Below are 26544 nucleotides of genomic sequence, written 5' to 3' on the forward strand. Positions count from 1 at the left end.
CCCGTGCGCTGGCCCTGCGCGATGTCGCCCCGCGCGACATCGCCCGGGTGATGGCCCGCGAGTTCCAGGTCGGTCTGAGTCTGGGCGTGATCTTGGGCTCGGTCGGCTATGTCCTGACCAGCCTTATCTTCGACCGATCGATCGGACTGGTGATCGGCCTGACCTTACTGAGCGTGTGCACGATGGCGGCCACGGTGGGCGGCATGATGCCGCTGCTTGCCAAGGCGATCCGGGCCGACCCGGCGGTCTTCTCCAACCCGTTCATCACCACGTTCGTCGATGCCACCGGATTGTTGATCTACTTCCTGATCGCCAAAGCGATCCTGCACATCTAGGGATCGCGACGTCTGCGGATCGCGACGACGGGGCCGGGCAACGGCGCTGGACGTAACAACGCCGAAACTTGGAACCGCGATCCGTTCACCTCAGCGCAACGTCACGGAGCGGCTCCCGAAACAACCGCTGCGCAAAGTCCCTTCTGCGTCGTCGGCGATCGACCGCGACGTCAAGGAGGAACTTCGAGTGGATCAATTCCCAGTGATGGGAGTGCCCGACACCGGTGACACCGCGTGGATGCTCGCCAGCGCCGCGCTTGTGCTGCTGATGACACCGGGACTGGCATTCTTCTACGGCGGTATGGTGCGCGCCCGGGGCGTGCTGAACATGATCATGATGAGCATCAGCGCCATGGGCGTGGTGACGGTGCTCTGGGTGCTCTACGGGTACTCGATCGCCTTCGGTAACGACAAGTTCGGGTTGTTCGGTGACCCGGGCCAGTACTTCGGCCTCAAGGGTCTCATCGGCGGCAATGCCGTCGCTGAGGTCATCGCCGATCCAGTGGCCGGTATCGAGGCGGTGGAAGCGGTGACCATCCCACTGGCCGGCACAATCCCGCAAACGGTGTTCGTGGCATTCCAACTGATGTTCGCCATCATCACCGTGGCGCTGATCTCCGGCGCGGTCGCCGACCGGCTGAAGTTCGGCGGCTGGCTGGTGTTCGCCGGACTGTGGGCGACCTTCGTCTACTTCCCGGTCGCGCACTGGGTCTTCGCCTTCGACGGAGTGACGGCGGAGACCGGTGGCTGGATTGCCAACAAGCTCAAAGCCATTGACTTCGCCGGCGGAACGGCGGTGCACATCAATGCCGGCATCGCCGCGCTGGTGCTCGCCCTCATCCTGGGCAAGCGCCTGGGCTGGCCGGGTACCCCGATGCGGCCGCACAACCTGCCGTTCGTGATGCTCGGAGCGGGGCTGCTGTGGTTCGGCTGGTACGGGTTCAACGCCGGCTCGGCGGTGGGCGCCGGCGGCATCGCCGGCACTGCGTTCGTCACCACGACGATCGCCACGGCGGCGGCAATGCTGGGCTGGCTGCTCACCGAGCGGATCCGCGATGGTCACGGCACCTCGCTGGGTGCGGCCTCGGGCATCGTGGCCGGCCTGGTGGCCATCACCCCGGCGTGCTCGTCGGTCAACGTGCTGGGAGCGCTGGCCATCGGCGCGGTGGCAGGCATCCTCTGTGCGCTGGCGGTGGGGCTGAAGTACAGGTTCGGCTTCGACGACTCCCTCGACGTCGTCGGTGTCCACCTGGTCGGCGGGCTGGTCGGCACGCTGATGGTCGGTTTGGTCGCCACCGAGGAAGCTCCGGCAGCGGTCAACGGCCTGTTCTACGGTGGCGGCGTCGACCAGTTGCTGCGGCAGGCCGCCGGGGCCTTCGCAGTGCTGGGTTACTCGGCGGTCGTTACGGCTATCTTGGCCTTGCTCGTGAAGCACACCATCGGACTGCGGCTCGACCGTGAAGCCGAGGCCTCCGGGATCGACGAGTCTGAACACGCGGAGACCGCGTATGACTTCGCCGTCGCCGGTGGTGGTGGCGGTGGCAGCTCGGTCTTTACCCGTCAAGGCGTGGAGGTATAGGGATATGAAGCTGATCACCGCGATCATCAAGCCGTTCACACTCGAAGACGTCAAGACCGGCCTGGAAGAGCTCGGTGTCCTGGGCATGACGGTCAGCGAGGTCCAGGGGTACGGCCGTCAGAAGGGCCACACCGAGGTCTACCGCGGCGCCGAGTACGCCGTCGACTTCGTACCGAAGGTCCGCGTCGAGGTCGTCGTCGACGACACCTTCGTCGACAAGGTGGTCGACGTCATCGTCGCCGCCGCCCGCACCGGCAAGATCGGTGACGGGAAGGTGTGGGTCAGTCCGGTGGACACCATCGTCCGGGTTCGTACCGGCGAGCGGGGTTCCGACGCGCTGTAGACATGCAGAGAATCCGCAATGACTAGACGGACAGACGATTCCGCCGGCTGGAGGTGGAAACCTCCAGCGGCGGGATCGCTGCATGACGCCAAGGATCTGGCTGCCGCGCACCGGCAGTTGCTCGACGGCGGTCAACGTCGCCTCGACGCGGCGGCGCTGCGCGAGGCGCTGCTGGATCTGCACGAACTGTGGCTCACCACAAAGGCATCCGAACTGGGGATCAATCAGGGCAGCGGGTTCGCCATCGTCGCCACCGGCGGCCTGGGCCGCCGGGAGATGGTGCCCTACTCCGATCTGGATCTGATGCTGCTGCACGACAACATGCCCGCCGAGACGGTGAGCCAGGTTGCCGAACTGCTGTGGTACCCGCTGTGGGACGCCAACATCCGGCTGGATCACAGTGTGCGGACCGTGTCCGAAGCACTCCAGGTGGCCGGTGCTGACATGTCCGCCGGCCTGGCGATGCTGGAGAGCCGGTTCATCGCCGGCGATGAGGATCTGTCGGCCCGCTTGACCGGCGGTGCGCGTCGGCAGTGGCGGGCGGGAATCGCGGGGCGCTTCGACGAATTGGTCGAGCAGACCAGGGCCCGCTGGCAGCGCGCCGGACAGATCGCGCACCGGGCCGAACCGGACCTCAAATCCGGGATGGGCGGTCTTCGCGACGTCCAACTGCTCAACGCGTTGGCTTTCGCCCAACTCGCCGATGTTTATCCCAGCCCGGCTCCGGACTCGCCGGCCGGGTCGCTCAGCGCGGCCCACCTGACGCTGGTCAACGTCCGGACCGAACTGCACCGGGCGTCGCGTCGCGGACGCGATCAACTGTTGGCGCAGTACGCCGACGAGATCGGAGCGGCGCTGCGCATCGGTGACCGTTTCGATCTGGCCCGGGCGCTCTCCGACGCCGCCCGGACCGTCAGCTACTACGTCGACGCCGGAGTGCGCACCGCCGCCAATGCGCTGCCGCGCCGCGGCCTGTCGGCGTTGCGCAGACCGGTGCGCCGCCCGCTGGACGAGGGTGTCGTGGAGTTCGGCGGCGAGGTGATTCTGGCCCGCGACGCCAGACCCCAGCGCGACCCGAGTCTGACCCTGCGGGTGGCCGCCGCCTCGGCCACAACCGGTCTGCCGATCGCCTCCTCGACGTTGGGACGGCTGGCCGACACCGCCCCGGAGTTGCGTGCGCCCTGGCCGCGGGAAGCGTTGGAAAACCTTCTCGTGCTGCTGTCGGCCGGTCCGGCCACGGTGACCACGATCGAGGCTCTGGACCGCACCGGCCTGTGGGGCCGGATCTTCCCGGAGTGGGGCGTGGTGCGCGACCTGCCGCCCCGGGATGCGGTCCACATCTGGACCGTCGACCGGCATCTGGTCGAAACAGTCACGTGCGCAAGCGCATTGAGTACTCGTGTCTCGCGTCCGGATCTGCTGATGTTGGGTGCGCTGCTGCACGACCTGGGCAAGGGCCGTGGCGGTGACCACAGTCTGATCGGGGCTGAACTGGCCACCCGGGTGGGGGAGCGGCTGGGGCTGTGGCCCTCGGACATCAGGCTGCTCGCGGCGGTGGTGCGCCACCACCTGCTGCTGCCGACAGTGGCAACCCGACGGGATTTGAAGGACCCCGCGACCATCGCCGCGGTCGTCGAGGCCCTCGAGGGCGATTCGGTGCTGCTGGAACTGCTCTATGCTCTGGCCGAGGCCGATTCGCTGGCCACCGGCCCGGGGGTCTGGGGCGACTGGAAAGCCACCCTCATCGGCGAACTTGTCCGCCGTGCCCGCACCCGGATGGCCGGTGAGCCTGAGCCGCATCCCGAACCTGTTCCGGCCGAGCATCTTTCGCTCGCCCGCGACGGTGCCGTCCACGTGGAGATGGCACCCGGCCCCTCACCCCACACCTACTCGGTCACCATGATCGCCCCCGACCGACGTGGCCTGCTCTCCAAGGCGGCCGGTGTGTTGGCGCTCAACGGGCTCAGCGTGCACTCGGCATCGGTGAACAGCGCCGCGCTCGACGGACACCCCGCGGCCATCAACACCTTCCTGGTGTCGCCGCACTTCGGGTCCCCGCCGGCCGTCGAACTACTCCGCCAGCAGTTCGCCCTGGCCCTCGACGGCCACTGCGACGTCATCGCCTCGCTGCAGAAAAGCGACCGCGACTCCGCCGGCACCGATCGTGCCGGACTTCCGAAACTGGCGGTGCCCGCGGCTGTCCCGGCCCCGCCGCGGATTCTCTGGCACGAACCCGACCCGGACGGCGGTATGCAACTCGTAGAGGTCCGCGCCACCGACCGCACCGGCCTGTTGGCAGTGCTGACCGCGGTGTTCGAACGCTCCGGAGTCGACATCGAATGGGCCAAGATCACCACCCTCGGCTCCTCGGTGATCGACGTGTTCGCCATCGCCGCGCCGGCCTCCGGGCATGCCCGGGAGGCGCTGGAATGTGAGCTGTACGCGGCGCTGCCCACCCCGCCGCCCCGGCCTGCCGTAGAAGCCGGCTGATTTCAGCGGTGCCCGCCGGTTTGCCCGGCGGCGCCGTCATTCCGGCTAGGCTTGCCACGTGTTCGAATCCCTCTCCGACCGGTTGACCAGTGCGCTCTCCGGTCTGCGCGGCAAAGGCCGGCTCACCGACGCCGACATCGACGCCACCGCTCGGGAGATCCGCCTGGCACTGCTGGAGGCCGACGTCTCGCTGCCGGTGGTCCGGGCGTTCATCGGCCGTGTCAAAGAACGCGCCCGCGGAGCCGAGGTGTCTGGGGCGCTCAACCCCGCCCAGCAGGTCGTCAAGGTCGTCAACGACGAACTTATCGGCATCCTCGGCGGCGAAACCCGGCAGCTGGCCTTCGCCAAGACTCCGCCGACCGTGATCATGCTGGCCGGCCTGCAAGGCGCCGGTAAGACCACCCTGGCCGGCAAGCTGGCCAAGTGGCTGAGTGACCAGGGCCACACGCCGCTGCTGGTGGCCTGCGACCTGCAGCGCCCCGGCGCGGTGACCCAGCTGCAGGTCGTCGGTCAGCGGGCCGGCGTCAGCGTCTTCGCCCCGCACCCGGGCACCTCCGTCGAGTCGATGGAGTCCGAAGGCACCGGGCCCGGCGACCCGGTGGCCGTCGCCGCGGCGGGCCTGGCCGAGGCCCGATCCAAATACTTCGACGTCGTCATCATCGACACCGCCGGCCGACTCGGCATCGACGACGTCCTGATGGCACAGGCCGCCGCCATCCGGGACGCCGTCCAGCCCGACGAGACGCTGTTCGTCCTGGACGCGATGATCGGTCAGGACGCGGTTGCCACCGCTGAGGCGTTCGGTCAGGGCGTCGGGTTCACCGGCGTGGTGCTGACCAAACTCGACGGCGACGCCCGCGGCGGTGCCGCGCTGTCGGTGCGCGAGATCACCGGGGTGCCGATCCTGTTCGCCTCCACCGGGGAGAAGCTCGACGACTTCGATGTCTTCCACCCCGACCGGATGGCCAGCCGGATCCTGGGCATGGGCGACGTGCTCTCGCTGATCGAACAGGCCGAACAAGTCTTCGACGCGCAGAAGGCCGAAGAAGCCGCAGCCAAGATCGGCTCCGGTGAACTGACGCTGGAAGACTTCCTCGAGCAGATGCTGATGATCCGCAAGATGGGGCCGATCGGCAACCTGCTGGGCATGCTTCCCGGAGCTGCCGGAATGAAGGACGCCCTGGCCGCCGTCGATGACAGCCACCTGGACCGGCTGCAGGCCATCATCCGCGGGATGACCCCGGAGGAACGGGCCGAGCCGAAGATCATCAACGCCTCGCGTCGACTACGCATCGCCAACGGCTCGGGGGTGACCGTCTCGGAGGTCAACCAACTCGTCGACCGGTTCTTCGAGGCGCGAAAGATGATGTCGCAGATGGCCGGTGCCATGGGTATGGGTTTCGGCCGGCGGTCCTCCAAACGCGCCAACGCCAAGAACAAGAAGAAGGGTAAGGGCAAAGGCCGGGGCCCGACGCCGGCGAAGGTGCGCAACCCGCTGATGGGCGCCGGCATGGGCGACCTGCCCGGCGGCTTTCCGGATCTGTCCCAGATGCCGCAGGGCCTCAACGAACTGCCGCCGGGCCTGGCCGGTATCGACCTGTCCAAGCTGAAGTTCCCCGGCCAGCGATAACACGTGCTGCACGTTCGCGGCCGCGGTCTGCCCGACGGCGAACCGGTGCAGTGGTGGATCGCCGACGGGATTCTGCGCGCCGAACCGGTCCGCGGCGCCCAGACCGTGTGGGACGGCGGCTGGATCATCCCCGGCCTCGTCGATGCGCACTGTCACGTCGGGCTCGGCCCGCACGGGGCCGTCGAACTCGACGAAGCGATCACTCAGGCCCGCAGTGATCGCGACGCCGGGGCGCTACTGCTGCGCGACTGCGGCTCGCCGATCGACACCCGCAGCCTCGACGGTCACTACGATCTGCCCCACATCATCAGGGCCGGAAGGCATCTGGCCCGACCGAAGCGCTACCTGCCGGGCTATGCCCTGGAACTGGATGATGAATGGCAACTGCCCGAAGCGGTCGCCGAGCAGGCCCGCCGCGGCGACGGGTGGGTCAAACTCGTCGGCGACTGGATCGACCGGTCAGTGGGCGACCTCGCGCCACTGTGGTCTGATGAGGTGCTGGCCGCGGCGGTCGCGGCCGCTCACACCCACGGCGCCCGGGTGACTGCGCATGTGTTCGGCGAAGACGCCCTGCCCGGCCTGATCGCCTCCGGGATCGACTGCATCGAACACGGCACTGGTCTGACCGCTGAGACCGTCGCGATGATGGCCGAGCGCGGGACCGCGCTGGTGCCCACCCTGATCAACATCGAGAACTTCGGCGTATTCGCCGACGCGGCAACACGATTCCCGGTCTACGCCGCTCACATGCGTGAGTTGCACGCCCGGTCTGGGCAGCGGATTGGGGCGGCCCGGGAGGCCGGTGTGCCGATCTACGCGGGCAGCGATGCGGGCGGAAACATCCCGCACGGGCTGATCGCGCAGGAGGTTGAGGCCCTCAAGGGCATCGGGATGACACCCACCGCGGCGGTGGGCGCGGCGTGCTGGGATGCCCGCGACTGGTTGGGCCGGCCCGCCCTGGCCGACGGTGCCTCCGCGGATCTGCTGTGCTTCGCCACCGACCCGCGGACCGGACCGCAGGTGCTGGCCAGTCCGGACCGGATCATCCTGCGGGGCCGGGTCTACTCCGGCGATCAGCCGTCTTGAGCGTGCGCTTGGGCGAAGAAAACGCCTCCTGGAACCGCGCTGGGCGCACAGTCGGTGGAGGCCGAGGCGCCTCGGGCCGACCGCGCCGCTTAGGTCTGGCTGAAGCCCCAGTCCAGCAGCGCCCGGCCCTGGTCCCACAACTCCTCGCTGCCGTACATCATCACCGCCACCAGCAGCTTCCCGTTGCGCTGGGCGACTGCCACATAGGTTTCTTTGGCCAGGTTGGTATAGCCGGTCTTGCCGCCGATGAACCCCGGATAACTCGTCAACAGGGGGTCGTGGCTGGCGATCTGCTCGAACCCGCCGTTGCCGTCCGGGAACGCCGCGGTGGACTGGTGCAGGATCTGGGCGAACATCGGGTAGTTCAACGCCGCGCGGTAGATCACCGCCAGGTCATGCGGGGTGCTCACCGACTCCCAGCCGGGCCCGTCGAGTCCCGAGGGTGAACCGGCGCGGGTGCTGACGGCCCCGACCTGCTGGGCTTTCGCGTTCATTTTCGCGATCGCGGCCGGGGTGCCGCCGACCATGTCGGCAAGCATGTTGGCGGCGTCGTTGCCTGACACCATCATCAAGGCATCGAGCAGTTGGCGGGCGGTGTAGACCTGCCCTGGCACCAGCCCCACGCAGGAGCATTCCACGTCAGTCTGGGCTGACGTCGCCGTGGCTGCGGCGTCCATCGGCAGCTGATCGAACACCACCATGGCCAGCAGCGCCTTGATGGTGGAAGCCGGAGCGTACTGGCCGTAGGCGTCCCGGCCGCCGAGCATGCGACCGCTGACCATGTCCGCGACCAGCCAGGCAGGTGCCGGACCGGTCGGTGCGCTGGCGCCGGCGAGCTGACTCGGGTCGGCCCCGGCGATCGGCGGTGCGACGGCGGTCAGCACTGCCATCGTGGCTGCTGCGGCGGCCGCCCGCCGATACCACTGTGAGGACACGGTCGCCGACGCTACTTGGGCCCGACGGCGGTTGGGCCTCGGAGTGGTCCCTGTTTGGTCCCGGCTTGGTCGCGGCGACTCCCGGTGATGCGTCGCGACCTGTTTCGCGACACCCCGCGGGCGGGAATCGGCGGGTATGACAGGCGATGTGGACCCGGCAACCAGTAGGATCCGCCTAAAGACCAATCGTCAAGCGAGGGGCCACAGTGAAAAGGACCAAATTAGCCGCGGCTGCCGCCGCCGTCGCGATCACGCTCGGCGCGGGAGTGGGTATCGCCCCGCCGGCGTCGGCGGCCGACAACATCAAGGTGTTCGGGGAGCAGGAGCGTCTGAACGGACCGAACGGCTTCCCGTATATCGGGTATGTCGTCGACGACTTCGGTCCGAGCAACGACCCGGTCCCGCACCGGGGGAAGCTGTTCGCGGCCAACCTGTGGGTCGATGGTTTTGGCACCAACACCAATCCGATGATCGAGCGGTTCGGCGCCCGCACCACCAAGGGCATCTTCTACCCGGCGATCCCGGGCGCCTCGAACATGAACAGGTTGTACTTCGACGTCACCGGGCCGGAACCCAACAGTGTGGTCTGGAATGACGGCGTCCGCGACATCCTGGCCTGGATTCCGGGCGAGGTGCCGCTGGAAGGTTTCTGGGATAAGCCGGATCCGCCGCCACCGCCGCCACCGCCGCTGCCGGGAATGGAGAACTCCCAGGTGATTCCGGATGCTGCAGGGGGTTCAATGCCCGCTGAGTCGGATCCGGCCATCGTGGCCACGCCGAATGATCTGGCCCCGCCGCCGTTCCAGCTCACCGAGGCTGAGGTGGCTGAGCCGGGCTTCAATCGCTGAGTCGGATCTGAGGACCGCCGCGGCACTCATCGGGCTTGCAGCAACCGCGTTCCCCCTATGAGGTATGAGGGCGGGCTTTGGCCCCAGCGGCGACGTCGGTGCCCTCCAGCGTGTAAACGACGCTGGAGGGTCCCGTCAGTCTCGGGGTCAGAGCGTGGCGACGGCCGCCGCGGGATTCTGGGCGAATCCCCAGTCCAACAGCGTGGCGGCTTGATCCCAGTAGGTCGGTCCGCCCTCGCGGACCACGCCGTACATCATCGCGACCACCAGACGGCGGCCGCTACGTTCGGCTGCGCCGATGAAGGTCTTACGGGCCGCATTGGTATAGCCGGTTTTGCCGCCGATCGCACCGGGATAGCGCGCCAGCAGTTCGTTCTGGCTGATCAGCGGCTTCTCGCCGGTGGGGGTGGGGAACATCGCCGTCGGCTGGGCGGTGATTTGGGCGAACACCGGGTTGGCCATCGCAGCGCGGAAGATGGCCGCAAGGTCGTGCGGCGTGCTCCACCCGGATCCCCCCGGGCCGTCCAGGCCGGACGGCGACGTGGCGTGGGTGTTGGTGGCGCCGATCGACGCCGCCTTGATGTTCATCTTGTCCACGGCGATGTCGTAGCCGCCGAGCATGTCGGCCAGGGTGTTGGCGGCGTCGTTGCCGGACACCAGTAGCAGACCCTCGAGGAGTTGGCGCACGGTGTAGGTCTGGCCGGCTTTGATTCCGGCGCAATTGCATTCGACCTGGGCGTTGTACGGGCTGGCCACCACCGTGGTGTCCAGGCCCAACTCATCGAGTGCGGTAAGCGCCAGCAGCACCTTGATTGTGCTCGCGGGCGGGTAGGCCCCGTACATGTCGCGTCCGGCCAGCACCTGGCCGGAGTTCAGATCGGCGATGATCCAGGCCGGTGACGGGCCGTCGGGGATGGGCATCGACCCGACCGGTTGCACGTTGGGTTCAGCGAAGGCCGGTGCGGCCACGCCGCCAACTGCGCCGGATGTGAACAGCATGAGGGACGCCGCGACCGCGGCAAAGAGCTTGCCCATGGTCGAACAGATTAACCGTTAACCGGTGGCCGCCGCCGAGATCGGCGGTGTTCAATTTGGGAATGTTGAGCCTGGCGGAAATCTCTGATCGGCTGGAGATCCAGCAACTTCTGACCGACTACGCGACGGCGATCGACCAGCGCCGCTTCGCCGACCTGGATCGGATCTTCACCCCCGACGCCTACATCGACTACCGCGCGATGGGCGGCATCGACGGGCCCTACCCGCAGGTGAAGGCCTGGCTGGCCGAGGTGCTGCCCAACTTCCCCGCCTACTACCACCTGATCGGTAACTTCGACATCAGACTGGCTGGGGACACCGCTACGGGGCGCACGATGTGCTTCAACCCGATGCAACTCAGCGCGGGCGCCGCCGGGCAGGAGCGTAGTGCCTCGGGGGGGCAGGGGAGTCAGATCCTGTTCTGCGCGCTGTGGTACGACGACGAGTTCGTCCGCACCCCTGAGGGTTGGCGGATGACGCGGCGAGTGGAAACCAAATGCCTGGACAAACTGGTGTAGCCGATTAACGACCGGGCCACCCGATCTGGCAGAATCGGCCGCTGGCCACGCGAGGCAAAACCGGGTTCCGGCATCCCGCCGGTGACTGCTGAATTGCAGCGTGCGACTAGAGGAGTAATTCGTACATGGCTGTCAAGATCAAGCTCACCCGGCTTGGCAAGATCCGCAATCCCCAGTACCGCATCGCCGTCGCCGACGCCCGCACCCGGCGCGACGGACGGGCCATCGAGATCATCGGCCGCTACCACCCCAAAGAGGAGCCGAGCCTGATCGAGGTCGACTCCGAGCGGGCCCAGTACTGGCTGTCGGTCGGCGCACTGCCCACCGAACCTGTCCTCAAGCTGCTCAAGATCACCGGTGACTGGCAGAAGTACAAGGGCCTGCCGGGCGCGGAGGGCACCTTGAAGGTCAAGGAACCCAAGCCCTCCAAGCTGGAACTGTTCAACGCGGCCCTGGCCGCCGCCGACGGTGCCCCCACCGGCGAAGCGGTTCAGTTGAAGAAGAAGAAGGCTCCGGCCAAGAAGGCCGAGGCGGCCCCTGAGGGTGCGGCTGAGGCTGAGCCGGCCCCTGAGGGTGCGGCTGAGGCTGAGCCGGCCGCTGAGGGTGCGGCCCCGGCCGAACCCGCCGCTGAGGCTGCAGCCGCGGCCGAGCCCGCCGCTGAGGTGGCCCCGCAGCCCGAGGCCGAGGGTTCGGCGGAGTCCGCTGAGCCGGCTGCCGAATGAGCTCGGTCGTCGTCGACGCCGTCGAGCACTTGGTGCGCGGGATCGTCGACAACCCCGATGACGTCCGCGTCGATATGGTGACCAGCCGACGCGGCCGTACCGTCGAGGTGCATGTGCACCCCGAGGACCTGGGCAAGGTGATCGGCCGTGGTGGCCGCACCGCCACGGCGCTGCGGACCCTGGTCGCCGGCATCGGCGGTCGCGGCATCCGCGTCGACGTGGTGGACACCGACCAGTAACTGCCGACGGTAGGAGCCAAGCCCTCATGGAGCTGGTGGTCGGTCGGGTGATCAAGCCCCACGGCATCACCGGGGAACTGGTCGTCGATGTCCGCACCGACGACCCACAGGAGCGTTTCGCCGGCGGCAACCGATTGCGGCTCAAGTCGTCCCGCGGTCCGCACGCAACCCGGGATGTCGAGGTGGAGTCGTCGCGTCCGCACGGTGCCCGGCTGCTGGTCCGCTTGGTCGACGTCAGTGACCGGACCGCCGCCGATGCGTTGCGCGGCAACCTCTTCGTCGTCGACTCCGCTGAGCTTCCTCCCCTGGACGACCCCGACGAGTTTTACGACCACGAACTCGAGGGCCTCGCGGTGCGCACCGTTGACGGTCAGCAGGTCGGTGTGGTGGCCGAGGTGCTGCACACGGCGGCCGGGGAGTTGCTGTCGGTGCGTGATCCAGCAGGTCGGGAGGTGCTGGTTCCCTTCGTCAGTGCGATTGTGACCTCGGTCTCGCGGGAGGCTGGTGTCATCGAGATCGATCCTCCCGACGGACTGCTGGACGTGGAGTCGCTGTGATGCGCATCGACGTCATCACGATTTTCCCCGACTACCTGCAGCCCGTCCGGCAATCCCTGCCAGGGAAGGCAATCGGTTCGGGGATTGTCGATTTCGCCGTGCACGACCTGCGTCGCTGGACACATGACGTGCACCATTCGGTGGACGACGCACCCTACGGCGGCGGCCCCGGCATGGTGATGAAGGCACCCGTCTGGGGTGATGCGCTGGATGAGATCTGCACTGCTGAAACGCTTTTGGTGGTGCCGACCCCGGCCGGTCGGCTATTCGGCCAGGCTGACGCTCAGCGCTGGACATCAGAGCGCCATCTGGTCTTCGCCTGCGGCCGGTACGAAGGTATCGACCAGCGAGTCGCCGACGACGCCGCCACCCGGATGCGGGTCGAGGAGGTCTCCTTGGGGGACTACGTGCTGGCCGGGGGAGAGGTTGCGACGCTGGTGATGATCGAGGCGGTGGTGCGCCTACTGCCCGACGTGATCGGCAATCCGCTTTCCCACCAGGACGATTCACACTCCGAGGGCCTGCTGGAAGGCCCCAGCTACACCAGGCCGCCGGTCTGGCGGGGCCTGCAGGTGCCGGAGATTCTGCTGTCCGGTGACCACGCCAAGATCGCCGCGTGGCGACGGCAGCAGGCATTGCAGCGCACCCGTGAGCGTCGACCTGACCTGCTGCCCTGAGGTGGTCTCGCTGCCGGCGAGCGGCTACACCCGTCCGCCCGGGAACATCGTTTTCACGATCCGGGTCAGGGTGTTGCGGGCGGTCTTCTCGTCGGACGATTGCATCGATGCCACCGCGATCACGTAGCGGCGGTCGGATCCCACGACGCCGGTGGACAGGTGCACCTGCTTGTCGGGTGCCCAGCAGCACATCCAGCCCTGTTTGACGGCGACCGGTTCGGCGTACAGGCCATCGGGGATGCCGAACCGCTGCGGGTAGCCGTCGGCGGCGATCGGGGTCGATGCGGACAGATCGCCCAGGATCGCATTGGCTTGCTGGGCGGGCAGGCCGCCGGCACCGCTGAGCAGCAGTTCGTAGTAGCGCACCACATTCGACGTGGTGCTCATGGTGTTCCACCATTCGCCGTCGTAGGGCACGGTCGTGCTGCCCAGGTTGTAGCGGTCCGCCACCCGTTTGATGATGGCGTTGCCACCACCGCGTTTCCAGAACTCGCCGGCCGGCACGTCGGCGGACGCGCGCAGCATGACGTCCATTTCCCGCCGGTCGGTGGCGCTGAGCCTGACCTTGCGGCGCACGGCTCGGGCCAGCAGGTCGTCGGCGATGAACAGCTTGGCCACCGAGGCGATCGGGAAGGGCGACTGGTCCCCGACGGAGATCAGCCGCCCGGTACTGCGGTCCAGCAGTGTCAGGCTGATGGTGGCACCGAGTTTGCGTGCCTCGGAGGTAGCACGTTTGGCCAGTGTCTCGAGCTTGTCGTCCTGGGCGGCCGGGTTCGCCAACTGGGCCGAGTCGGTTCCACCTGCTGCGGCGTCGTGGCTGCTGCACGCTGGCAGCGCGGCCGAGGCCCCGGCCGCCAGAACCATCACGCAGGCCGCCGCCGCACCGGTGCGCAGCCTCGAGGATCGCGGTCGCATGATCCCTCCTCGTCGGTGCAAAACGCGCCAGGTACAGCAGGGTTTCCCCGAAAGACGTGGCCGCATCAGGGTAATCGCAGACCGTGCACGCCGACGGATCGCGCCCCTGTGGGGGCTGAGCCGGGCGATTTCGCCCCCCGCGGGCGGTCTGGCACAATCGAGTAGTCGTTCGCGCGGGCCTTCGCCTGCTGCGACAATCTCTGACCACCAGCTCAGCGACGTCAGGCCACGCGCCCGACAGCCGCTGGAGCCCGACCGCAAGGGACCACCAGGAGATGAACACTCTCGACTTCGTCGATCAGGCGTCGCTGCGCGACGACATCCCTGCCTTCGGCCCTGGTGACACCGTCAACGTCCACGTCAAGGTCATCGAGGGCAATAAGCAGCGCATCCAGGTGTTCAAGGGCGTGGTGCTGCGTCGGTCCGGTGGCGGCATCCGGGAGACGTTCACCGTCCGCAAGGAAAGCTACGGCGTCGGCGTTGAGCGGACCTTCCCGGTGCACTCACCCAACATCGACCACATCGAGCTCGTCACCCGCGGCGACGTCCGGCGGGCGAAGCTGTATTACCTGCGTGAGCTGCGGGGCAAGAAGGCCAAGATCAAGGAGAAGCGCTGAGCTTCGACATGGGGGTCCGGAGAAGCGCTGAGCTTCGACATCGAGTCCGTAGCGGGGATTTCGGCCTGCGGATGGCTACGCTGATCCCGTGACCGTCACCCCCGACCCGGCCGATTCGACTTCCGGGGACCTTGCGCCTGAGGGCCCCCCCGCCAAACCCGAGACGGAAAGCAAAAAGCATTCTGCGCTGCGTGAAGGCGCGATTCTGGTGGGGACGGCGGTCCTGCTCTACTACGTGATGCTTACCTTCGTGGCACGGCCGTATCTGATCCCCTCGGAGTCGATGGAGCCGACCCTGCACGGCTGCAAAGGCTGCGTGGGCGACCGAATCATGGTCGACAAGGTGACCTACCGCTTCGGTGATCCCGGACCCGGGGATGTGATCGTCTTCAAAGGTCCGCCCAACTGGAACGTCGGCTATAAGTCGATCCGGTCGGACAACACCGCCCTGCGGTGGGTGCAGAACACCCTCTCCTTCATCGGTTTCGTCCCCCCGGACCAGAACGACCTCGTCAAGCGGATCATCGCGGTTGGCGGCCAGACCGTGCAGTGCCGCGCCGACACCGGCCTGACTGTCGACAACAAGCCGCTCAAGGAGCCCTACCTCGATCCGGCCACGATGATGGCCGATCCCGCGGTCTATCCGTGTCTGGGCAACGAGTTCGGGCCGGTCAAGGTGCCCGAGGACCGGCTGTGGGTGATGGGCGACAACCGCACCCACTCGGCGGATTCCCGGGCGCACTGCACCAGCACGCCGGCCGAAGCGCAGAAGGGTCTGATCTGCACCGGCGACCCGGTCACCGGAACAGTTCCGGTGGACAACGTCATCGGCAAGGCGCGGTTCATTGCCTGGCCGCCGGGCCGCTGGGGTGGTGTCTCGTCGTACGACCCGCAACAGGGCTGAAGTGTCGGCCAGGAGAGCCGGCACGGCGACGTGGCCGCCGCGCACGGTCATCCGGCGTTCGTCGGGACTGCGGACGCTGGAGTCCGCCCTCTACCGCAGCGGTCTGGGCCCGGTGGCGGGTGTAGACGAAGTGGGCCGCGGCGCCTGTGCCGGCCCGCTGGTGGTCGCCGCCTGCGTGTTGGGCCCGAATCGGTTCGATAGCCTGGCTGCCTTGGACGACTCCAAGAAGCTGACCGAGAAGACCCGCGCGGCGTTGTTCCCGCTGATCCGCCGCTACGCACTGGCCTACCACGTGGTCTACATCCCGGCCGGTGAGGTGGATCGGCGCGGGGTACATGCGGCCAACATCGAGGGGATGCGCCGGGCGGTCGCCGGGCTGGCGGTACGCCCCGGATACGTACTCTCCGACGGCTTCCGGGTGCCCGGCCTGCCGATGCCGTCGCTTCCGGTCGTCGGCGGGGACGCCGCGGCTGCCTGTATCGCCGCCGCCAGTGTGCTGGCGAAGGTGAGCCGCGACCGCCTGATGATCGCAATGGAGTCCGAGCACCCGGGGTACGGATTCGCCGAGCACAAGGGCTACAGCACCCCGGCGCACAGCGCGGCGCTGGCCGAGAACGGTCCCTGCCGGCAGCACCGTCAGTCGTTCATCAACGTGCGGCGGGTGACCCGCGCCGGCGGCAGCGAACTGGTTGCTGAATTCGCTCGGGTGGCCCACGGTGACGGCGGGTGCGACAAGATGGACCCAACAGAGGCGTCGAGAGGACCGCTGAGCTGATGAGTGCCGAGGATCTCGAGAAATACGAAACCGAGATGGAACTCTCGCTGTACCGCGAGTACAAGGACATCGTCGGGCAGTTCAGCTACGTGGTCGAGACCGAGCGCCGTTTCTACCTGGCCAACAGTGTCGAACTGGTGCCGCGCAACACCGAGGGCGAGGTGTACTTCGAGCTGCGGCTGGCCGATGCCTGGGTGTGGGACATGTACCGCCCGGCTCGGTTCGTCAAGCAGGTCCGGGTGATCACCTTCAAAGACGTCAACATCGAAGAGGTCGAGAAGCCGGAGTTGCGACTGCCCGAGTGACGCGCCCCGAGTGACGCGCCCCGAGTAATGCGCCCCGAGTAATGCGCCCCGAGTAATGCGCCCAGAGTGCCCCGTGCCGGCAGGCTGTGGATGGCCGGTCCGCTGTGGATAACCCTCGGCTCTGGGTCGGCGCCCGCCGGTTTCCGTCGGCCTCTTCGCCCATCCTGGCTCCGTGACGACATTCAGCCGACAGGAACTCGGGGCGCTCGGCGAGCAGCTGGCCGTCGATCATCTGCGCACTCTGGGCTTGCAGATTGTGCAACGTAACTGGCGCTGCCGGTACGGCGAACTCGACGTCATCGCCGATGACCACGGCACCGTGGTCTTCGTAGAGGTCAAAACCCGTACCGGGGAGGGTTTCGGCGGACTCGAGGAGGCGGTCACCCCGCGGAAACTGCGACGCGTCCGCCGACTGGCCGGGATTTGGCTGGCCGGCCAGGACACCAGCTGGCGCGGTCTGCGCATCGACGTCGTCGGGGTGCGGGTGGGCCTTCGCCGTGCACCCGTGGTGACGCACCTGCAGGGCGTGGGCTGATGGCCCTCGGGCGGGCGTTCTCGGTCGCGGTACGTGGCCTGGACGGTCAGATCGTGGAGATCGAGGCCGACATCACCGCCGGGCTGCCCGGCTTCCACCTGGTCGGATTGCCCGACGCCGCACTGCAGGAATCCCGCGATCGGGTCCGTGCCGCCATCACCAACTCCTGCCACACCTGGCCGATGTCCCGATTGACCCTGGCGCTGTCGCCGGCCACCTTGCCCAAAACCGGCTCCCTCTATGACATCGCACTGGCCAGCGCGGTCCTCTCGGCGGCCCGCAAGCAGCCCTGGCACCGCCTGGAGAAGGCGGTGCTGCTGGGGGAGTTGGCCCTCGACGGGCGGATCAGGCCGGTGCAGGGCGTGCTGCCGGCAGTGTTGGCCGCCAAGAGGCAGGGCTGGCCGGCCATCGTGGTTCCGGTCGGCAACCTCGCCGAAGCGAGCCTGGTCGACGGCATCGAGGTCTACGGGGTGCGGACCCTCCGCCAACTCTGCCAGTGGCTCGACACTGCCACCGGTCTGGACGGGCGGGTGCAAAAGCCCACTCCGGAAGCAGAACCGGTCGCTGACCTTGCCGATGTGGTCGGGCAGACGCAGGCACGGTTCGCCGTCGAGGTGGCCGCCGCCGGTGCGCATCATCTGATGCTGACCGGGCCGCCCGGGGTGGGCAAAACGATGCTGGCGCAACGGCTTCCGGGGCTGCTGCCCGATCTGACACCCAGTGAAGCCCTGGAGGTCACGGCGGTCCACTCCGTCGCGGGTCTGCTCTTGGAGGAGATGCCGCTGATCACCCGCCCGCCGTTCGTCGCCCCACACCACTCTGCCAGCGTGGCGGCCCTGGTCGGCGGCGGCTCGGGGCTGGCCAGGCCGGGTGCCATCAGTCAGGCCCATCGCGGTGTGCTGTTTCTCGACGAGTGCGCCGAAATCCAACCCAGCGTGTTGGAGGCACTGCGAACCCCGTTGGAGGACGGCGAGATTCGGCTTGCCCGCAAAGACGGTGTCGTGGCTTACCCTGCTCGTTTTCTGCTGGTCCTTGCCGCCAATCCGTGCCCGTGTGCCCCCGCCGACGCCAAGGACTGCATCTGTACCCCGATGCAGAGGCGCCGCTACCAGGCCAAGCTGTCCGGCCCACTGGTGGACCGGGTGGATCTGCGGGTACCGATGCACATGGTTCGGGCCGGGGCGTTTAGCCCCGAGCAGTCCGAGAGCAGCGCCGCCGTTCGTGCCAGGGTTGGGCAGGCTCGGGCGGCGGCGGCGGACCGTTGGCGTTCGTACGGATTCACGACCAATGCTGAGGTCAGCGGCACGGTACTGCGCATGGGATTTCGTCCGAGGGCCGCCGCGATGGCACCGCTGCGGAAGGCACTGGATCGCGGTCTGCTCAGCATCCGTGGCGCGCACCGATTGATGCGGGTTGCCTGGACATTGGCCGATCTATCCGGGCGGACCAGTCCCAGCCCCGATGATGTGTCCATAGCGCTGAGTTTTCGGCAGTCGGAGATCAAGCCGTGAAGCCCACTGCCGAAAGCCTTGCCTGGGCCTATCTCTCCCGCGTTGCCGAGGCGCCCTGTCCCGGCTTGGCCGAATTGATCCGCCGTGTCGGGCCGGTGGAAGCCGCGGAGCGGGTCCGCCGGGCTGAAGTAGACCGCTCACTGGCTGAGCGCACCGAGGCGCGGCGTGAGATGGACTGTGCTGCTGCGGATCTGAAATTGCTCGAGCAGCGGGGTGGGCGACTGGTCACACCCGGCGATGACGAGTGGCCGGTTCTGGCTCTGGCATCGTTTGCCGGGGTGCCGCTCCGGGACAAGCCACAGGGCCGTGCCCCGCTGGCGTTATGGGTGATCGGCCCGTTGCGCCTCGACCAGGTATCAGGACGTGCTGCCGCTATCGTCGGCACCCGGGCCTGCACCGCCTACGGTGAGCACGTCGCAGCTGATCTGTCCGCAGGCTTGGCCGAGCATGATGTGGCCGTCGTATCGGGCGGAGCGTATGGCATTGACGGGGCGGCCCACCGTGCGGCGCTGGCCGCCGAAGGCGCCACCGCGGCGGTGTTGGCCGGGGGAGTGGATGTGTTGTATCCGGCGGGGCACTCCGCGCTGCTGCACCGCATCGCCCGGCAGGGTCTGCTCATCAGCGAGTATCCACCCGGAGTGCGTCCGGCCCGGCATCGTTTCCTGACCCGCAACCGGTTGGTCGCCGCGCTGTCCGGTGCGACCGTCGTCGTCGAGGCCGGCATCCGCAGCGGAACCGCCAGCACCGCGGCATGGGCGCGCTCACTGGGGCGGGTGGTGGGGGCGGTGCCGGGGCCGGTGACCTCGGCGACCTCCCTCGGCTGCCATGCCCTACTGCGGGCCGGAGCGGAACTGATCACCCGAGCTGAGGAAGTGGTCGAACTGGTCGGCAGTGTCGGCGAACTAGCCGAGGAGACATCGGGTCCGGTGGGCATCCTCGACGATCTCGGTGATGGCGAGCGGCTGGTCTACGAGGCCATGCCGGCCCGGGGCGCCAGGACTCCGGACCAGATCGCGCTTGCCGCGGGGCTGCCCGCGGCCCAGGTGCTCGGCCGACTCGCCATGCTGGAACTGTCCGGCTTGGTGCAGCGGCACGAGGGGAGGTGGCGCATCGTCCTTGGCCGGCCCGCGCCGGGCTAGCGCCCTGCGCAGTCGCAGGTATATACCATAGGGGGTAGGGTATACTGGACGTCAGCGCTTCGACACTGGAGTCGCTGCTCTCGGTCGGTCCTGTGGAAGGAGTGCGCTATGTGTCGTGCCGTCCAATGCCGTGTCTGCGGAAGGACCACCTGGTCGGGCTGCGGCAATCACGTCGAGATGGTCAAGCGCAGCGTCCCGGCCAGCCAGTGGTGCGGCGGCAACCACTCCGGCGATGAGTTGGTCGCCCCGGCGCCCCGGCGTGGTTGGAAGTTCTGGAAGAAGCAGGGCTGACGACGGGACGCCTTTTTCGATCCCCAACCGTGCCCGGACACGCCGAAATCAGATGGGGGCCGGCGCGGTGTCGTCTGCCACCGTGGGGGTGTGCAGGAAACCCACGGCCCTATAACCCAGGGACATCAGGCGATCCTCGAGGAGTACGCCGAGCACCTCGCCCTCGAGCGCGGCCGCTCCGAGCACACCCGCCGGGCCTATCTGACCGACCTGCGCTCGCTGTTCACCTTCCTCGGTGAGCGCGCCCCCGGGGCTGGACTTGATGCCCTGGACCTGCCCATGCTGCGAGCATGGCTGGCCGCCCAGGCCGCCGCCGGCGCCGCCCGCACCACCCTCGCCCGGCGCACGTCGGCGGTCAAGACGTTCACCGCCTGGGCCGCCCGCCGGGGCATGCTGACGACCGACCCCGCAGTCCGACTGCAGCTTCCCAAGGCGCGCCGTACCCTGCCGTCGGTTCTGCGTCAGGATCAGGCGCTGGCCGCGATGGCCGCCGCCGATCTCGGCGCACAGCAGCGCGATCCGCTCGCACTGCGCGACAAGCTCATCGTGGAACTGCTCTACGCCACCGGGATCCGGGTCAGCGAACTGTGCGGTCTGGATATCGACGACATCGACACCGGCCGCAGGCTGCTGCGGGTGCTGGGCAAGGGCAATAAGCAGCGCACTGTTCCGTTTGGCCGGCCTGCAAGCGCGGCGTTGGCTGATTGGTTGGCCGATGGCCGTCCCGCCCTGACCACGGGCGAGTCCGGGCCGGCGTTACTGCTGGGCCCGCGCGGGCGTCGGCTCGACCCGCGGCAGGCCCGCACCGTGGTACACCAGACCATGTCGGCTGTGCAGGGTGCCCCCGACATCGGGCCGCACGGGCTGCGCCACAGCGCGGCCACCCATCTGCTTGAAGGTGGGGCCGACCTGCGAGTGGTGCAAGAACTCCTCGGCCATTCCACCCTGGCGACCACCCAGCTCTATACCCACGTCACGGTGGCCCGGTTGCGGGCGGTGCACGACCAGGCCCACCCTCGGGCGTGAGGGTCATCCCGCCAGCGGCTTGAGCCGCACCGGGGTGCTCGCCAACAGTCCCAACGGGTCGACGTAGCGGGCCTGCTGAGCCGGTCCCCGATAGGCGCCCCAGTGCAGGCAGGCCGCCGCCGGACACCCCGGATGCCCGGGGAGCAACCGACCGATGCCGGTGGTGGCCTCGACCTGCTGCCCGGCTCGTACCGAAGCCTGGACCGGCTCGTAGCTGGTGCGCAGGCCCCCGGCATGCTCGATCGAGATCACCGGCCGCCCCGCCAGTGATCCGGCGTAGACCACCGTCCCCGGGCCCGCGGCGTACACAGCCTGACCGGGCGCACCGGCCAGGTCGACTCCGCGGTGTCCGCGCTGCCAGTCCGGCGCCGGTGCGTCGAAGGTCCGGGTCACCGTGGCCGGCTGCAGCGGCCACTGAAACCTCCCGACGTCGGCCCAACAGGGCGGTGTGCACACCAGCAACCCGATCAGCATCGCGATCCCACGCATTCGCCCAGTTCACCGCGGTCCGGGCCAGCGGGGCCGCCGGTCCGTCGCCGGTTGGGGATCAGCAGCCGGCTGTGTGTAAACTCAGCAACGCAATCCGCGTGAGCGGATTGACTTCGCGCGCCTGTTCGGCTGTGTCGCCCCCGGTTGGTTTCCGGGGAGCACTCGCCCGCGCATGCCAGTTGGTCCCGTCCTGCGGGTTGGTATGCGCGCAGGTGCCAGGGTCCGGCTTCACCCTGTCGCCGGACGACAACCGACAACCTAAGAGGACATAGCCGACATGGCTGTTGTAACCATGAAGCAGCTGCTCGACAGCGGCACCCACTTCGGGCATCAGACCCGGCGCTGGAATCCCAAGATGAAGCGGTTCATCTTCACCGACCGCAACGGCATCTACATCATCGACCTTCAGCAGACACTGACCTACATCGACAAGGCCTACGAATTCGTCAAGGAGACCGTCGCTCACGGCGGCTCGGTCATGTTCGTCGGCACCAAGAAGCAAGCCCAGGAATCCATCGCCGAAGAGGCCACCCGGGTCGGGATGCCGTATGTCAACCAGCGCTGGCTGGGCGGCATGCTCACCAACTTCTCCACCGTCCACAAGCGTCTGCAGCGGCTCAAGGAACTTGAGGCCATGGAGCAGACCGGCGGGTTCGAGGGTCGCACCAAGAAGGAGATTCTGATGCTGACCCGCGAGAAGAACAAGCTTGAGCGCAGCCTCGGCGGTATCCGCGACATGCAGAAGGTTCCGTCGGCGGTGTGGGTCGTCGACACCAACAAGGAGCACATCGCCGTCGGTGAGGCCCGCAAGTTGGGCATCCCGGTCATCGCCATTCTCGACACCAACTGTGATCCCGACGTGGTCGACTACCCGATCCCGGGTAACGACGACGCCATCCGCTCCGCGGCGCTGCTGACCAAGGTCGTCGCCTCCGCGGTCGCCGAGGGTCTGCAGGCCCGCGGTGGTGCCGGCCGTTCGGAGACCGAGACCGCGGCCGAGCCGCTGGCCGAGTGGGAGCAGGAACTGCTCGCCAGCGCCGCCATCGACTCCGCGCCCACCCAGGCTGGACCGGTCCCCACCGAGTCGACCCCTGAGTCGACCCCTGAGTCGACCCCCGAGTCGACCCCCGAGTCCATCACCGTCACGGAAGGCTGACATGGCTAACTACACCGCCGCAGACGTCAAGCGTCTCCGGGAGCTCACCGGCGCGGGAATGCTGGATTGCAAGAACGCGCTGTCCGACAGCGACGGCGACTTCGACAAGGCCGTTGAGGCGCTGCGTATCAAGGGCGCCAAGGATGTCGGCAAGCGCGCCGAGCGGGCCACCGCCGAGGGACTGGTCGCCGCCCGTGACGGCGCGCTCATCGAGCTGAACTCCGAGACCGACTTCGTCGCCAAGAACGCCGAATTCCAGCAGCTCGCCGACCAGATCCTGGGGGCCGCACTGGCCGCCAAGACCAACGACGTGGAGGCGCTCAAGGCCGCCAGCGTCGGCGACAAGACCGTCGAGCAGGCCATCGCCGAACTGTCGGCGAAGATCGGCGAGAAGCTCGAACTGCGCCGCGTGCAGTACTTCGACGGAAACGTGGAGGCCTATCTGCACAAGCGGGCCGCCGACCTGCCGCCGGCGGTCGGGGTGTTGGTGGAGTTCGAGGCCGGTGAGGCCGAGAAAGGCGCTGCCGCGGCACACTCCGTCGCCTTGCAGATCGCCGCGCTGAAGGCCAAATACCTCACTCGCGACGAGGTGCCCGAGGACGTTGTCGCCAACGAGCGGCGCATCGCCGAGGAGACCGCCAAAAACGAGGGCAAGCCGGAGCAGGCGCTGCCCAAGATCGTCGAAGGCCGGATCACCGGCTTCTTCAAGGACGTCGTGCTGCTCGATCAGCCGTCGGTGGCCGACAACAAGAAGACGGTCAAGGCGCTGCTTGATGAGGCCGGCGTCACCGTCACCCGATTCGCCCGTTTTGAGGTCGGCCAGGCCTGACCGCCGGAGCCGAACCCAGCGACCATGCGACACGTCAACGCCTTCGGTGACGATGCGCTCGGCGACCGGGACGCCGTCGGGATGGTCGACGCGATCCGTACCGGCAAGGTCTCAGCGTCCGAACTGATCGAGGCGGCGATCGCCCGCACCGAAGCGGTCAACCCCGTCCTCAACGGACTGGCGCATGAGAACTTCCGGCAAGCCCGGGAAACCTGCCGGGCCCGAGCGTCGGCGTCCCACGGTGGGTACTTCGACGGCGTGCCGACGTTCTTCAAGGACAACGTCGACGTCGAAGGCATGCCCACCATGCAGGGCACCGACGCCTGGGCGCCGCGGGCGCTGCCCGAACACGGCGACTTCGCCCGGTTCTTCCTGGGCACCGGGTTGGTACCGCTGGGGAAGACTCAGCTGTCGGAATTCGGCTTCAGTGCCTCGGCGGAGCACCCCCGGATCGGGGCGGTCCGAAACCCGTGGGACACCGATTACACCGCCGGAGCTTCCTCGTCGGGATCTGGCGCGTTCGTCGCCGCCGGAGTGGTGCCGATCGCGCATGCCAATGACGGCGGCGGCTCCATCCGCATCCCCGCAGCCTGCAACGGTCTGGTGGGGCTCAAACCGTCCCGCGGCCGGCTACCGCAGGACAAGCTGTCCCGCCAGATGCCGGTCCGCATCGTCAGCGACGGCGTGCTGACCCGGTCCGTACGCGACACCGCCGCGTTCTACCGGGAGGCCGAACGGATCTTTCGGAACCGTTCGCTCACCCCGATCGGCGCGGTCACCGGACCTGGCCGGGATCGGCTGCGGATCGCCGTCGTCACCCGTTCGGTGAACCGCGACTCCAGCCCGGAGGTGCGCGACCACACGCTGAAGACCGCGGCGCTGCTGCAGGATCTGGGCCACCGCGTCAGCTACCTGGACAGCAACCCGATCCCGGAGTCCTTCGCCGACGATTTCCTGCTGTACTGGTCGTCGCTGGCAATGACGCTGGTCCGCACCGGGCGCCGCACATTCGGTCCCAGTTTCGACCGGACTCGGCTGGACAATCTCACCTTGGGCCTGGACCGCCACGCCACCCGCAATCTGCACCGCCTTCCGGTAGCGATCACCCGGCTGCGCCGGCTGCGACGGGTGACCGCCAGGTTTTACCAGGACTACGACGTTCTGCTGACCCCCACCCTGGCGGAGGGAACACCGATGATCGGCCACCTCGACCCGACGTCGGACTATCAGCAGATCATCGATCGCCTGGTCGAATGGGTGGCGTTCACACCACTGCAGAACGCCACCGGTGAACCGGCGATTTCACTGCCGCTGGCACAGTCGGCGGCGGGCCTTCCGGTCGGGATGATGTTCAGCGCGCCGATCGGTCAGGATCGCAGGCTGCTCGAACTCGCCTATGAGTTGGAAGCGGCCAAACCGTGGCCGCGGATCAACAACTACACCGTCGCAGAATAACTGGCGGCGGCGTCGTCGACGATCCCGATGTAGGTGGCCACCTCGCCGGGCGGCGCCAGCATGTGTAACAACACTTTCCAGGACCGGTTAAGTCGCGCGAATTGGTTGTCGGCCAGTGCCGACGACAACAGTTGACAGCCCAGAATCCCCATCCAGATCGCTTCGGCGGCGTCGGTGGCGTCGATTCCGCGATCGGTGGCCCATGGCCCGATCGCGCGGGCGATGATATCGACGAAATCGTCGGTCCATCGGGAGTAGGTCTGGGAGGCCGCGCTGCTGATCTGCTTGAGAGCCTGCAACAGTTCGTGTCCGACCCGTGCGTTGTCGTCCGATGCCAGGATGGCCGCCGACTGAAAGGTGGACCGGATCACGCCGCCGAGGTCAGGTGCTGCCGGATCGAACATGTTGCGCGCCGATTGCTGGATTTTCTCGGAGAACTCCTCGATGATCGCCGTCGCCACACCTTCTTTGGAATCGAAGTGGTAGTAGAAAGCGCCTTTGCTCACCCCAGCTCGCTGCAGTACGTCGGCCAAACCTGTTTCGCCGTAGCCGAGTTCGCCGAATAAGTCGACCGCCGAGTCCAAGATCCTGCGCCGAGTTGCCTCGGCTCGAGCCTGCAGGGCCATGTGCCCCTCCTTTCGCCTGCACCCACCCGTGTCCGCCGATCCTAGCCCCGCCCGCCCGGATACACGGGCAGTCGGAGACTCTGTGTTGGCTGTCTGCGCGCATCGGGCAGGATTAGGGGGCGCCGTTGGGAGTCGTGCCTCTGACGGCGGAATCATGCCGAATGCCGAATTCGAAGGAGTCCGATGGGCGAGCCCACGACGAACGGCGCCGGGGCAGAGCGGCGGAAGTATTCGCGGGTGCTGCTCAAACTCGGCGGCGAGATGTTCGGCGGCGGTTCGGTGGGTCTGGATCCCGATGTGGTGGCCCAGGTCGCCCGCCAGATCGCCGAGGTGGTGCGCGGTGGCGTTGAGGTCGCGGTGGTGATCGGCGGCGGGAACTTCTTCCGCGGGGCGCAACTGCAGCAGCGCGGAATGGAACGCACTCGTTCGGACTACATGGGCATGCTGGGCACGGTCATGAATAGCCTGGCGCTGCAGGACTTTCTGGAGAAGGAAGGCATTGTGACCCGAGTCCAGACCGCCATCACCATGGGTCAGGTGGCTGAGCCTTATCTGCCGCTGCGGGCGCGCCGCCACCTGGAGAAGGGCCGGGTGGTCATCTTCGGCGCCGGTATGGGCCTGCCGTACTTCTCCACCGACACCACCGCCGCACAACGCGCCCTGGAGATCGGCGCCGAGGTGGTGTTGATGGCCAAGGCTGTCGACGGGGTGTTCACCGATGACCCCCGCCAAAATCCGGATGCGACGATGCTGACCGAAATCACCCATCGCGAGGTACTCGAACGGGAACTGCGAGTGGCCGACGCCACCGCGTTCAGCCTCTGCATGGACAACGGAATGCCGATTCTGGTTTTCAACCTGCTGACAGATGGCAATATCGCCCGAGCGGTCGCCGGTGAGAAGATCGGAACACTCGTCACCACCTGAACGGGAGAAGCTATGACGCCGACGATGCAAAGCGAAGCGACCAAGGAGGA

Annotated in this window: 30 protein-coding genes; 25 read left to right on the forward strand and 5 right to left on the reverse strand. The window is 67.7% G+C overall.

The window, feature by feature from the left end; translation table 11 throughout:
* The 6 genes from ADBZ5N_RS05025 to ADBZ5N_RS05050 form a co-directional block, all read left to right on the forward strand.
* Positions 1 to 335: magnesium transporter (locus ADBZ5N_RS05025; RefSeq protein WP_526256387.1), on the forward strand; the 335-nt coding region annotated here is incomplete at its 5' end.
* A gap of 187 nt (positions 336 to 522) precedes the next feature.
* A complete protein-coding gene (locus ADBZ5N_RS05030; protein WP_526256388.1) occupies positions 523 to 1914 on the forward strand; it encodes an ammonium transporter in 1392 nt (463 codons plus the stop codon).
* A 4-nt stretch (positions 1915 to 1918) separates the two neighbouring features.
* Positions 1919 to 2257 (forward strand): P-II family nitrogen regulator, encoded by a 339-nt coding sequence (locus ADBZ5N_RS05035; protein WP_526256389.1) that lies wholly within the window; start codon positions 1919 to 1921, stop codon positions 2255 to 2257.
* 18 nt (positions 2258 to 2275) lie between these two features.
* Positions 2276 to 4747 (forward strand): [protein-PII] uridylyltransferase, encoded by a 2472-nt coding sequence (locus tag ADBZ5N_RS05040; RefSeq protein ID WP_526256390.1) that lies wholly within the window; start codon positions 2276 to 2278, stop codon positions 4745 to 4747.
* Between the two features lie 58 nt (positions 4748 to 4805).
* A complete protein-coding gene (gene ffh, locus ADBZ5N_RS05045) occupies positions 4806 to 6377 on the forward strand; it encodes a signal recognition particle protein (protein ID WP_526256391.1) in 1572 nt (523 codons plus the stop codon).
* Positions 6378 to 6383: 6 nt separating this feature from the next.
* A complete protein-coding gene (locus ADBZ5N_RS05050) occupies positions 6384 to 7463 on the forward strand; it encodes an amidohydrolase family protein (RefSeq protein ID WP_526256423.1) in 1080 nt (359 codons plus the stop codon).
* Positions 7464 to 7552: 89 nt separating this feature from the next.
* Here the strand turns inward: ADBZ5N_RS05050 and ADBZ5N_RS05055 are convergent, their stop codons facing one another.
* Complete coding sequence (locus ADBZ5N_RS05055) at positions 7553 to 8353, reverse strand: D-alanyl-D-alanine carboxypeptidase family protein (RefSeq protein ID WP_526256424.1); 801 nt, start codon at positions 8351 to 8353, stop codon at positions 7553 to 7555.
* Positions 8354 to 8604: 251 nt separating this feature from the next.
* On the opposite strand from ADBZ5N_RS05055, the gene ADBZ5N_RS05060 reads away from it, so the two are divergent.
* On the forward strand, positions 8605 to 9246 hold the full coding sequence (locus ADBZ5N_RS05060; RefSeq protein ID WP_526256392.1) for a DUF1942 domain-containing protein: 642 nt from the start codon (positions 8605 to 8607) through the stop codon (positions 9244 to 9246).
* 147 nt (positions 9247 to 9393) lie between these two features.
* Here the strand turns inward: ADBZ5N_RS05060 and ADBZ5N_RS05065 are convergent, their stop codons facing one another.
* Positions 9394 to 10281 (reverse strand): D-alanyl-D-alanine carboxypeptidase family protein, encoded by an 888-nt coding sequence (locus ADBZ5N_RS05065; RefSeq protein WP_526256393.1) that lies wholly within the window; start codon positions 10279 to 10281, stop codon positions 9394 to 9396.
* A 62-nt stretch (positions 10282 to 10343) separates the two neighbouring features.
* Between ADBZ5N_RS05065 and ADBZ5N_RS05070 the strand changes: the two genes are divergently transcribed.
* The 5 genes from ADBZ5N_RS05070 (at position 10344) to trmD (ending at position 12994) form a co-directional block, all read left to right on the forward strand.
* Positions 10344 to 10799 carry a nuclear transport factor 2 family protein gene (locus ADBZ5N_RS05070; RefSeq protein ID WP_526256394.1) on the forward strand — a complete coding sequence of 152 codons (456 nt, stop codon included), beginning with the start codon at positions 10344 to 10346 and terminating at the stop codon, positions 10797 to 10799.
* Positions 10800 to 10924: 125 nt separating this feature from the next.
* Positions 10925 to 11521, forward strand: a complete 597-nt coding sequence (rpsP, locus tag ADBZ5N_RS05075; protein ID WP_526256395.1) for a 30S ribosomal protein S16 — start codon at positions 10925 to 10927, stop codon at positions 11519 to 11521.
* Positions 11518 to 11760: an RNA-binding protein gene (locus ADBZ5N_RS05080; protein ID WP_099040063.1), complete on the forward strand. Its 243-nt coding sequence runs from the start codon at positions 11518 to 11520 to the stop codon at positions 11758 to 11760. The genes rpsP and ADBZ5N_RS05080 overlap by 4 nt, the downstream gene beginning before the upstream one ends.
* A 26-nt stretch (positions 11761 to 11786) precedes the next feature.
* Positions 11787 to 12317, forward strand: a complete 531-nt coding sequence (gene rimM, locus ADBZ5N_RS05085) for a ribosome maturation factor RimM (protein WP_526256396.1) — start codon at positions 11787 to 11789, stop codon at positions 12315 to 12317.
* A complete protein-coding gene (gene trmD, locus ADBZ5N_RS05090; RefSeq protein WP_526256397.1) occupies positions 12317 to 12994 on the forward strand; it encodes a tRNA (guanosine(37)-N1)-methyltransferase TrmD in 678 nt (225 codons plus the stop codon). The genes rimM and trmD overlap by 1 nt, the downstream gene beginning before the upstream one ends.
* A gap of 24 nt (positions 12995 to 13018) precedes the next feature.
* Here the strand turns inward: trmD and ADBZ5N_RS05095 are convergent, their stop codons facing one another.
* Positions 13019 to 13909, reverse strand: a complete 891-nt coding sequence (locus ADBZ5N_RS05095; RefSeq protein WP_526256398.1) for a serine hydrolase — start codon at positions 13907 to 13909, stop codon at positions 13019 to 13021.
* A 275-nt stretch (positions 13910 to 14184) separates the two neighbouring features.
* Between ADBZ5N_RS05095 and rplS the strand changes: the two genes are divergently transcribed.
* The 9 genes from rplS (at position 14185) to ADBZ5N_RS05140 (ending at position 21012) form a co-directional block, all read left to right on the forward strand.
* Positions 14185 to 14526, forward strand: a complete 342-nt coding sequence (gene rplS, locus ADBZ5N_RS05100; protein WP_526256399.1) for a 50S ribosomal protein L19 — start codon at positions 14185 to 14187, stop codon at positions 14524 to 14526.
* A gap of 88 nt (positions 14527 to 14614) precedes the next feature.
* Positions 14615 to 15430, forward strand: coding sequence for a signal peptidase I (gene lepB / locus ADBZ5N_RS05105; RefSeq protein WP_526256400.1), 816 nt, complete (start codon positions 14615 to 14617; stop codon positions 15428 to 15430).
* A gap of 1 nt (position 15431) precedes the next feature.
* Positions 15432 to 16205, forward strand: a complete 774-nt coding sequence (locus tag ADBZ5N_RS05110) for a ribonuclease HII (protein ID WP_526256401.1) — start codon at positions 15432 to 15434, stop codon at positions 16203 to 16205.
* Complete coding sequence (locus tag ADBZ5N_RS05115) at positions 16205 to 16510, forward strand: DUF2469 family protein (RefSeq protein WP_526252249.1); 306 nt, start codon at positions 16205 to 16207, stop codon at positions 16508 to 16510. Before ADBZ5N_RS05110 ends, ADBZ5N_RS05115 begins: the two co-directional genes overlap by 1 nt.
* A gap of 172 nt (positions 16511 to 16682) precedes the next feature.
* On the forward strand, positions 16683 to 17045 hold the full coding sequence (locus ADBZ5N_RS05120) for a YraN family protein (RefSeq protein ID WP_526256402.1): 363 nt from the start codon (positions 16683 to 16685) through the stop codon (positions 17043 to 17045).
* Positions 17045 to 18556, forward strand: a complete 1512-nt coding sequence (locus ADBZ5N_RS05125) for a YifB family Mg chelatase-like AAA ATPase (protein ID WP_526256403.1) — start codon at positions 17045 to 17047, stop codon at positions 18554 to 18556. The genes ADBZ5N_RS05120 and ADBZ5N_RS05125 overlap by 1 nt, the downstream gene beginning before the upstream one ends.
* Entirely contained in the window at positions 18553 to 19695 is a 1143-nt protein-coding gene (gene dprA / locus ADBZ5N_RS05130) for a DNA-processing protein DprA (RefSeq protein WP_526256404.1), read from the forward strand. Before ADBZ5N_RS05125 ends, dprA begins: the two co-directional genes overlap by 4 nt.
* A 108-nt stretch (positions 19696 to 19803) precedes the next feature.
* Positions 19804 to 19986, forward strand: a complete 183-nt coding sequence (locus ADBZ5N_RS05135; protein WP_526256405.1) for a DUF8730 family Cys-rich protein — start codon at positions 19804 to 19806, stop codon at positions 19984 to 19986.
* Between the two features lie 111 nt (positions 19987 to 20097).
* Positions 20098 to 21012, forward strand: a complete 915-nt coding sequence (locus tag ADBZ5N_RS05140; protein ID WP_526256425.1) for a tyrosine recombinase — start codon at positions 20098 to 20100, stop codon at positions 21010 to 21012.
* A 3-nt stretch (positions 21013 to 21015) separates the two neighbouring features.
* On the opposite strand, the gene ADBZ5N_RS05145 is transcribed toward ADBZ5N_RS05140, so the two are convergent.
* The gene (locus ADBZ5N_RS05145; protein WP_526256406.1) at positions 21016 to 21501 is read right to left on the reverse strand and encodes a M23 family metallopeptidase; all 486 of its coding nucleotides are present in this window, start codon (positions 21499 to 21501) and stop codon (positions 21016 to 21018) included.
* 277 nt (positions 21502 to 21778) lie between these two features.
* On the opposite strand from ADBZ5N_RS05145, the gene rpsB reads away from it, so the two are divergent.
* Genes rpsB through ADBZ5N_RS05160 form a run of 3 tightly spaced genes read left to right on the forward strand, consistent with a single transcriptional unit; the run spans position 21779 to position 24941 of the window.
* Complete coding sequence (gene rpsB / locus ADBZ5N_RS05150; RefSeq protein WP_526256407.1) at positions 21779 to 22657, forward strand: 30S ribosomal protein S2; 879 nt, start codon at positions 21779 to 21781, stop codon at positions 22655 to 22657.
* A 1-nt stretch (position 22658) separates the two neighbouring features.
* The gene (tsf, locus tag ADBZ5N_RS05155) at positions 22659 to 23486 is read left to right on the forward strand and encodes a translation elongation factor Ts (protein ID WP_526256408.1); all 828 of its coding nucleotides are present in this window, start codon (positions 22659 to 22661) and stop codon (positions 23484 to 23486) included.
* Between the two features lie 24 nt (positions 23487 to 23510).
* Complete coding sequence (locus tag ADBZ5N_RS05160; RefSeq protein WP_526256409.1) at positions 23511 to 24941, forward strand: amidase; 1431 nt, start codon at positions 23511 to 23513, stop codon at positions 24939 to 24941.
* On the opposite strand, the gene ADBZ5N_RS05165 is transcribed toward ADBZ5N_RS05160, so the two are convergent.
* Complete coding sequence (locus tag ADBZ5N_RS05165; RefSeq protein ID WP_526256410.1) at positions 24923 to 25567, reverse strand: TetR family transcriptional regulator; 645 nt, start codon at positions 25565 to 25567, stop codon at positions 24923 to 24925. The two genes, ADBZ5N_RS05160 and ADBZ5N_RS05165, sit on opposite strands and share 19 nt — an antisense overlap.
* 183 nt (positions 25568 to 25750) lie before the next feature.
* Between ADBZ5N_RS05165 and pyrH the strand changes: the two genes are divergently transcribed.
* Entirely contained in the window at positions 25751 to 26494 is a 744-nt protein-coding gene (gene pyrH, locus ADBZ5N_RS05170; protein WP_526256411.1) for a UMP kinase, read from the forward strand.
* Positions 26495 to 26544 lie beyond the last annotated feature (50 nt).

The organism is Mycobacterium sp. (assembly GCF_044370595.1).
Taxonomy (GTDB): domain Bacteria; phylum Actinomycetota; class Actinomycetes; order Mycobacteriales; family Mycobacteriaceae; genus Mycobacterium.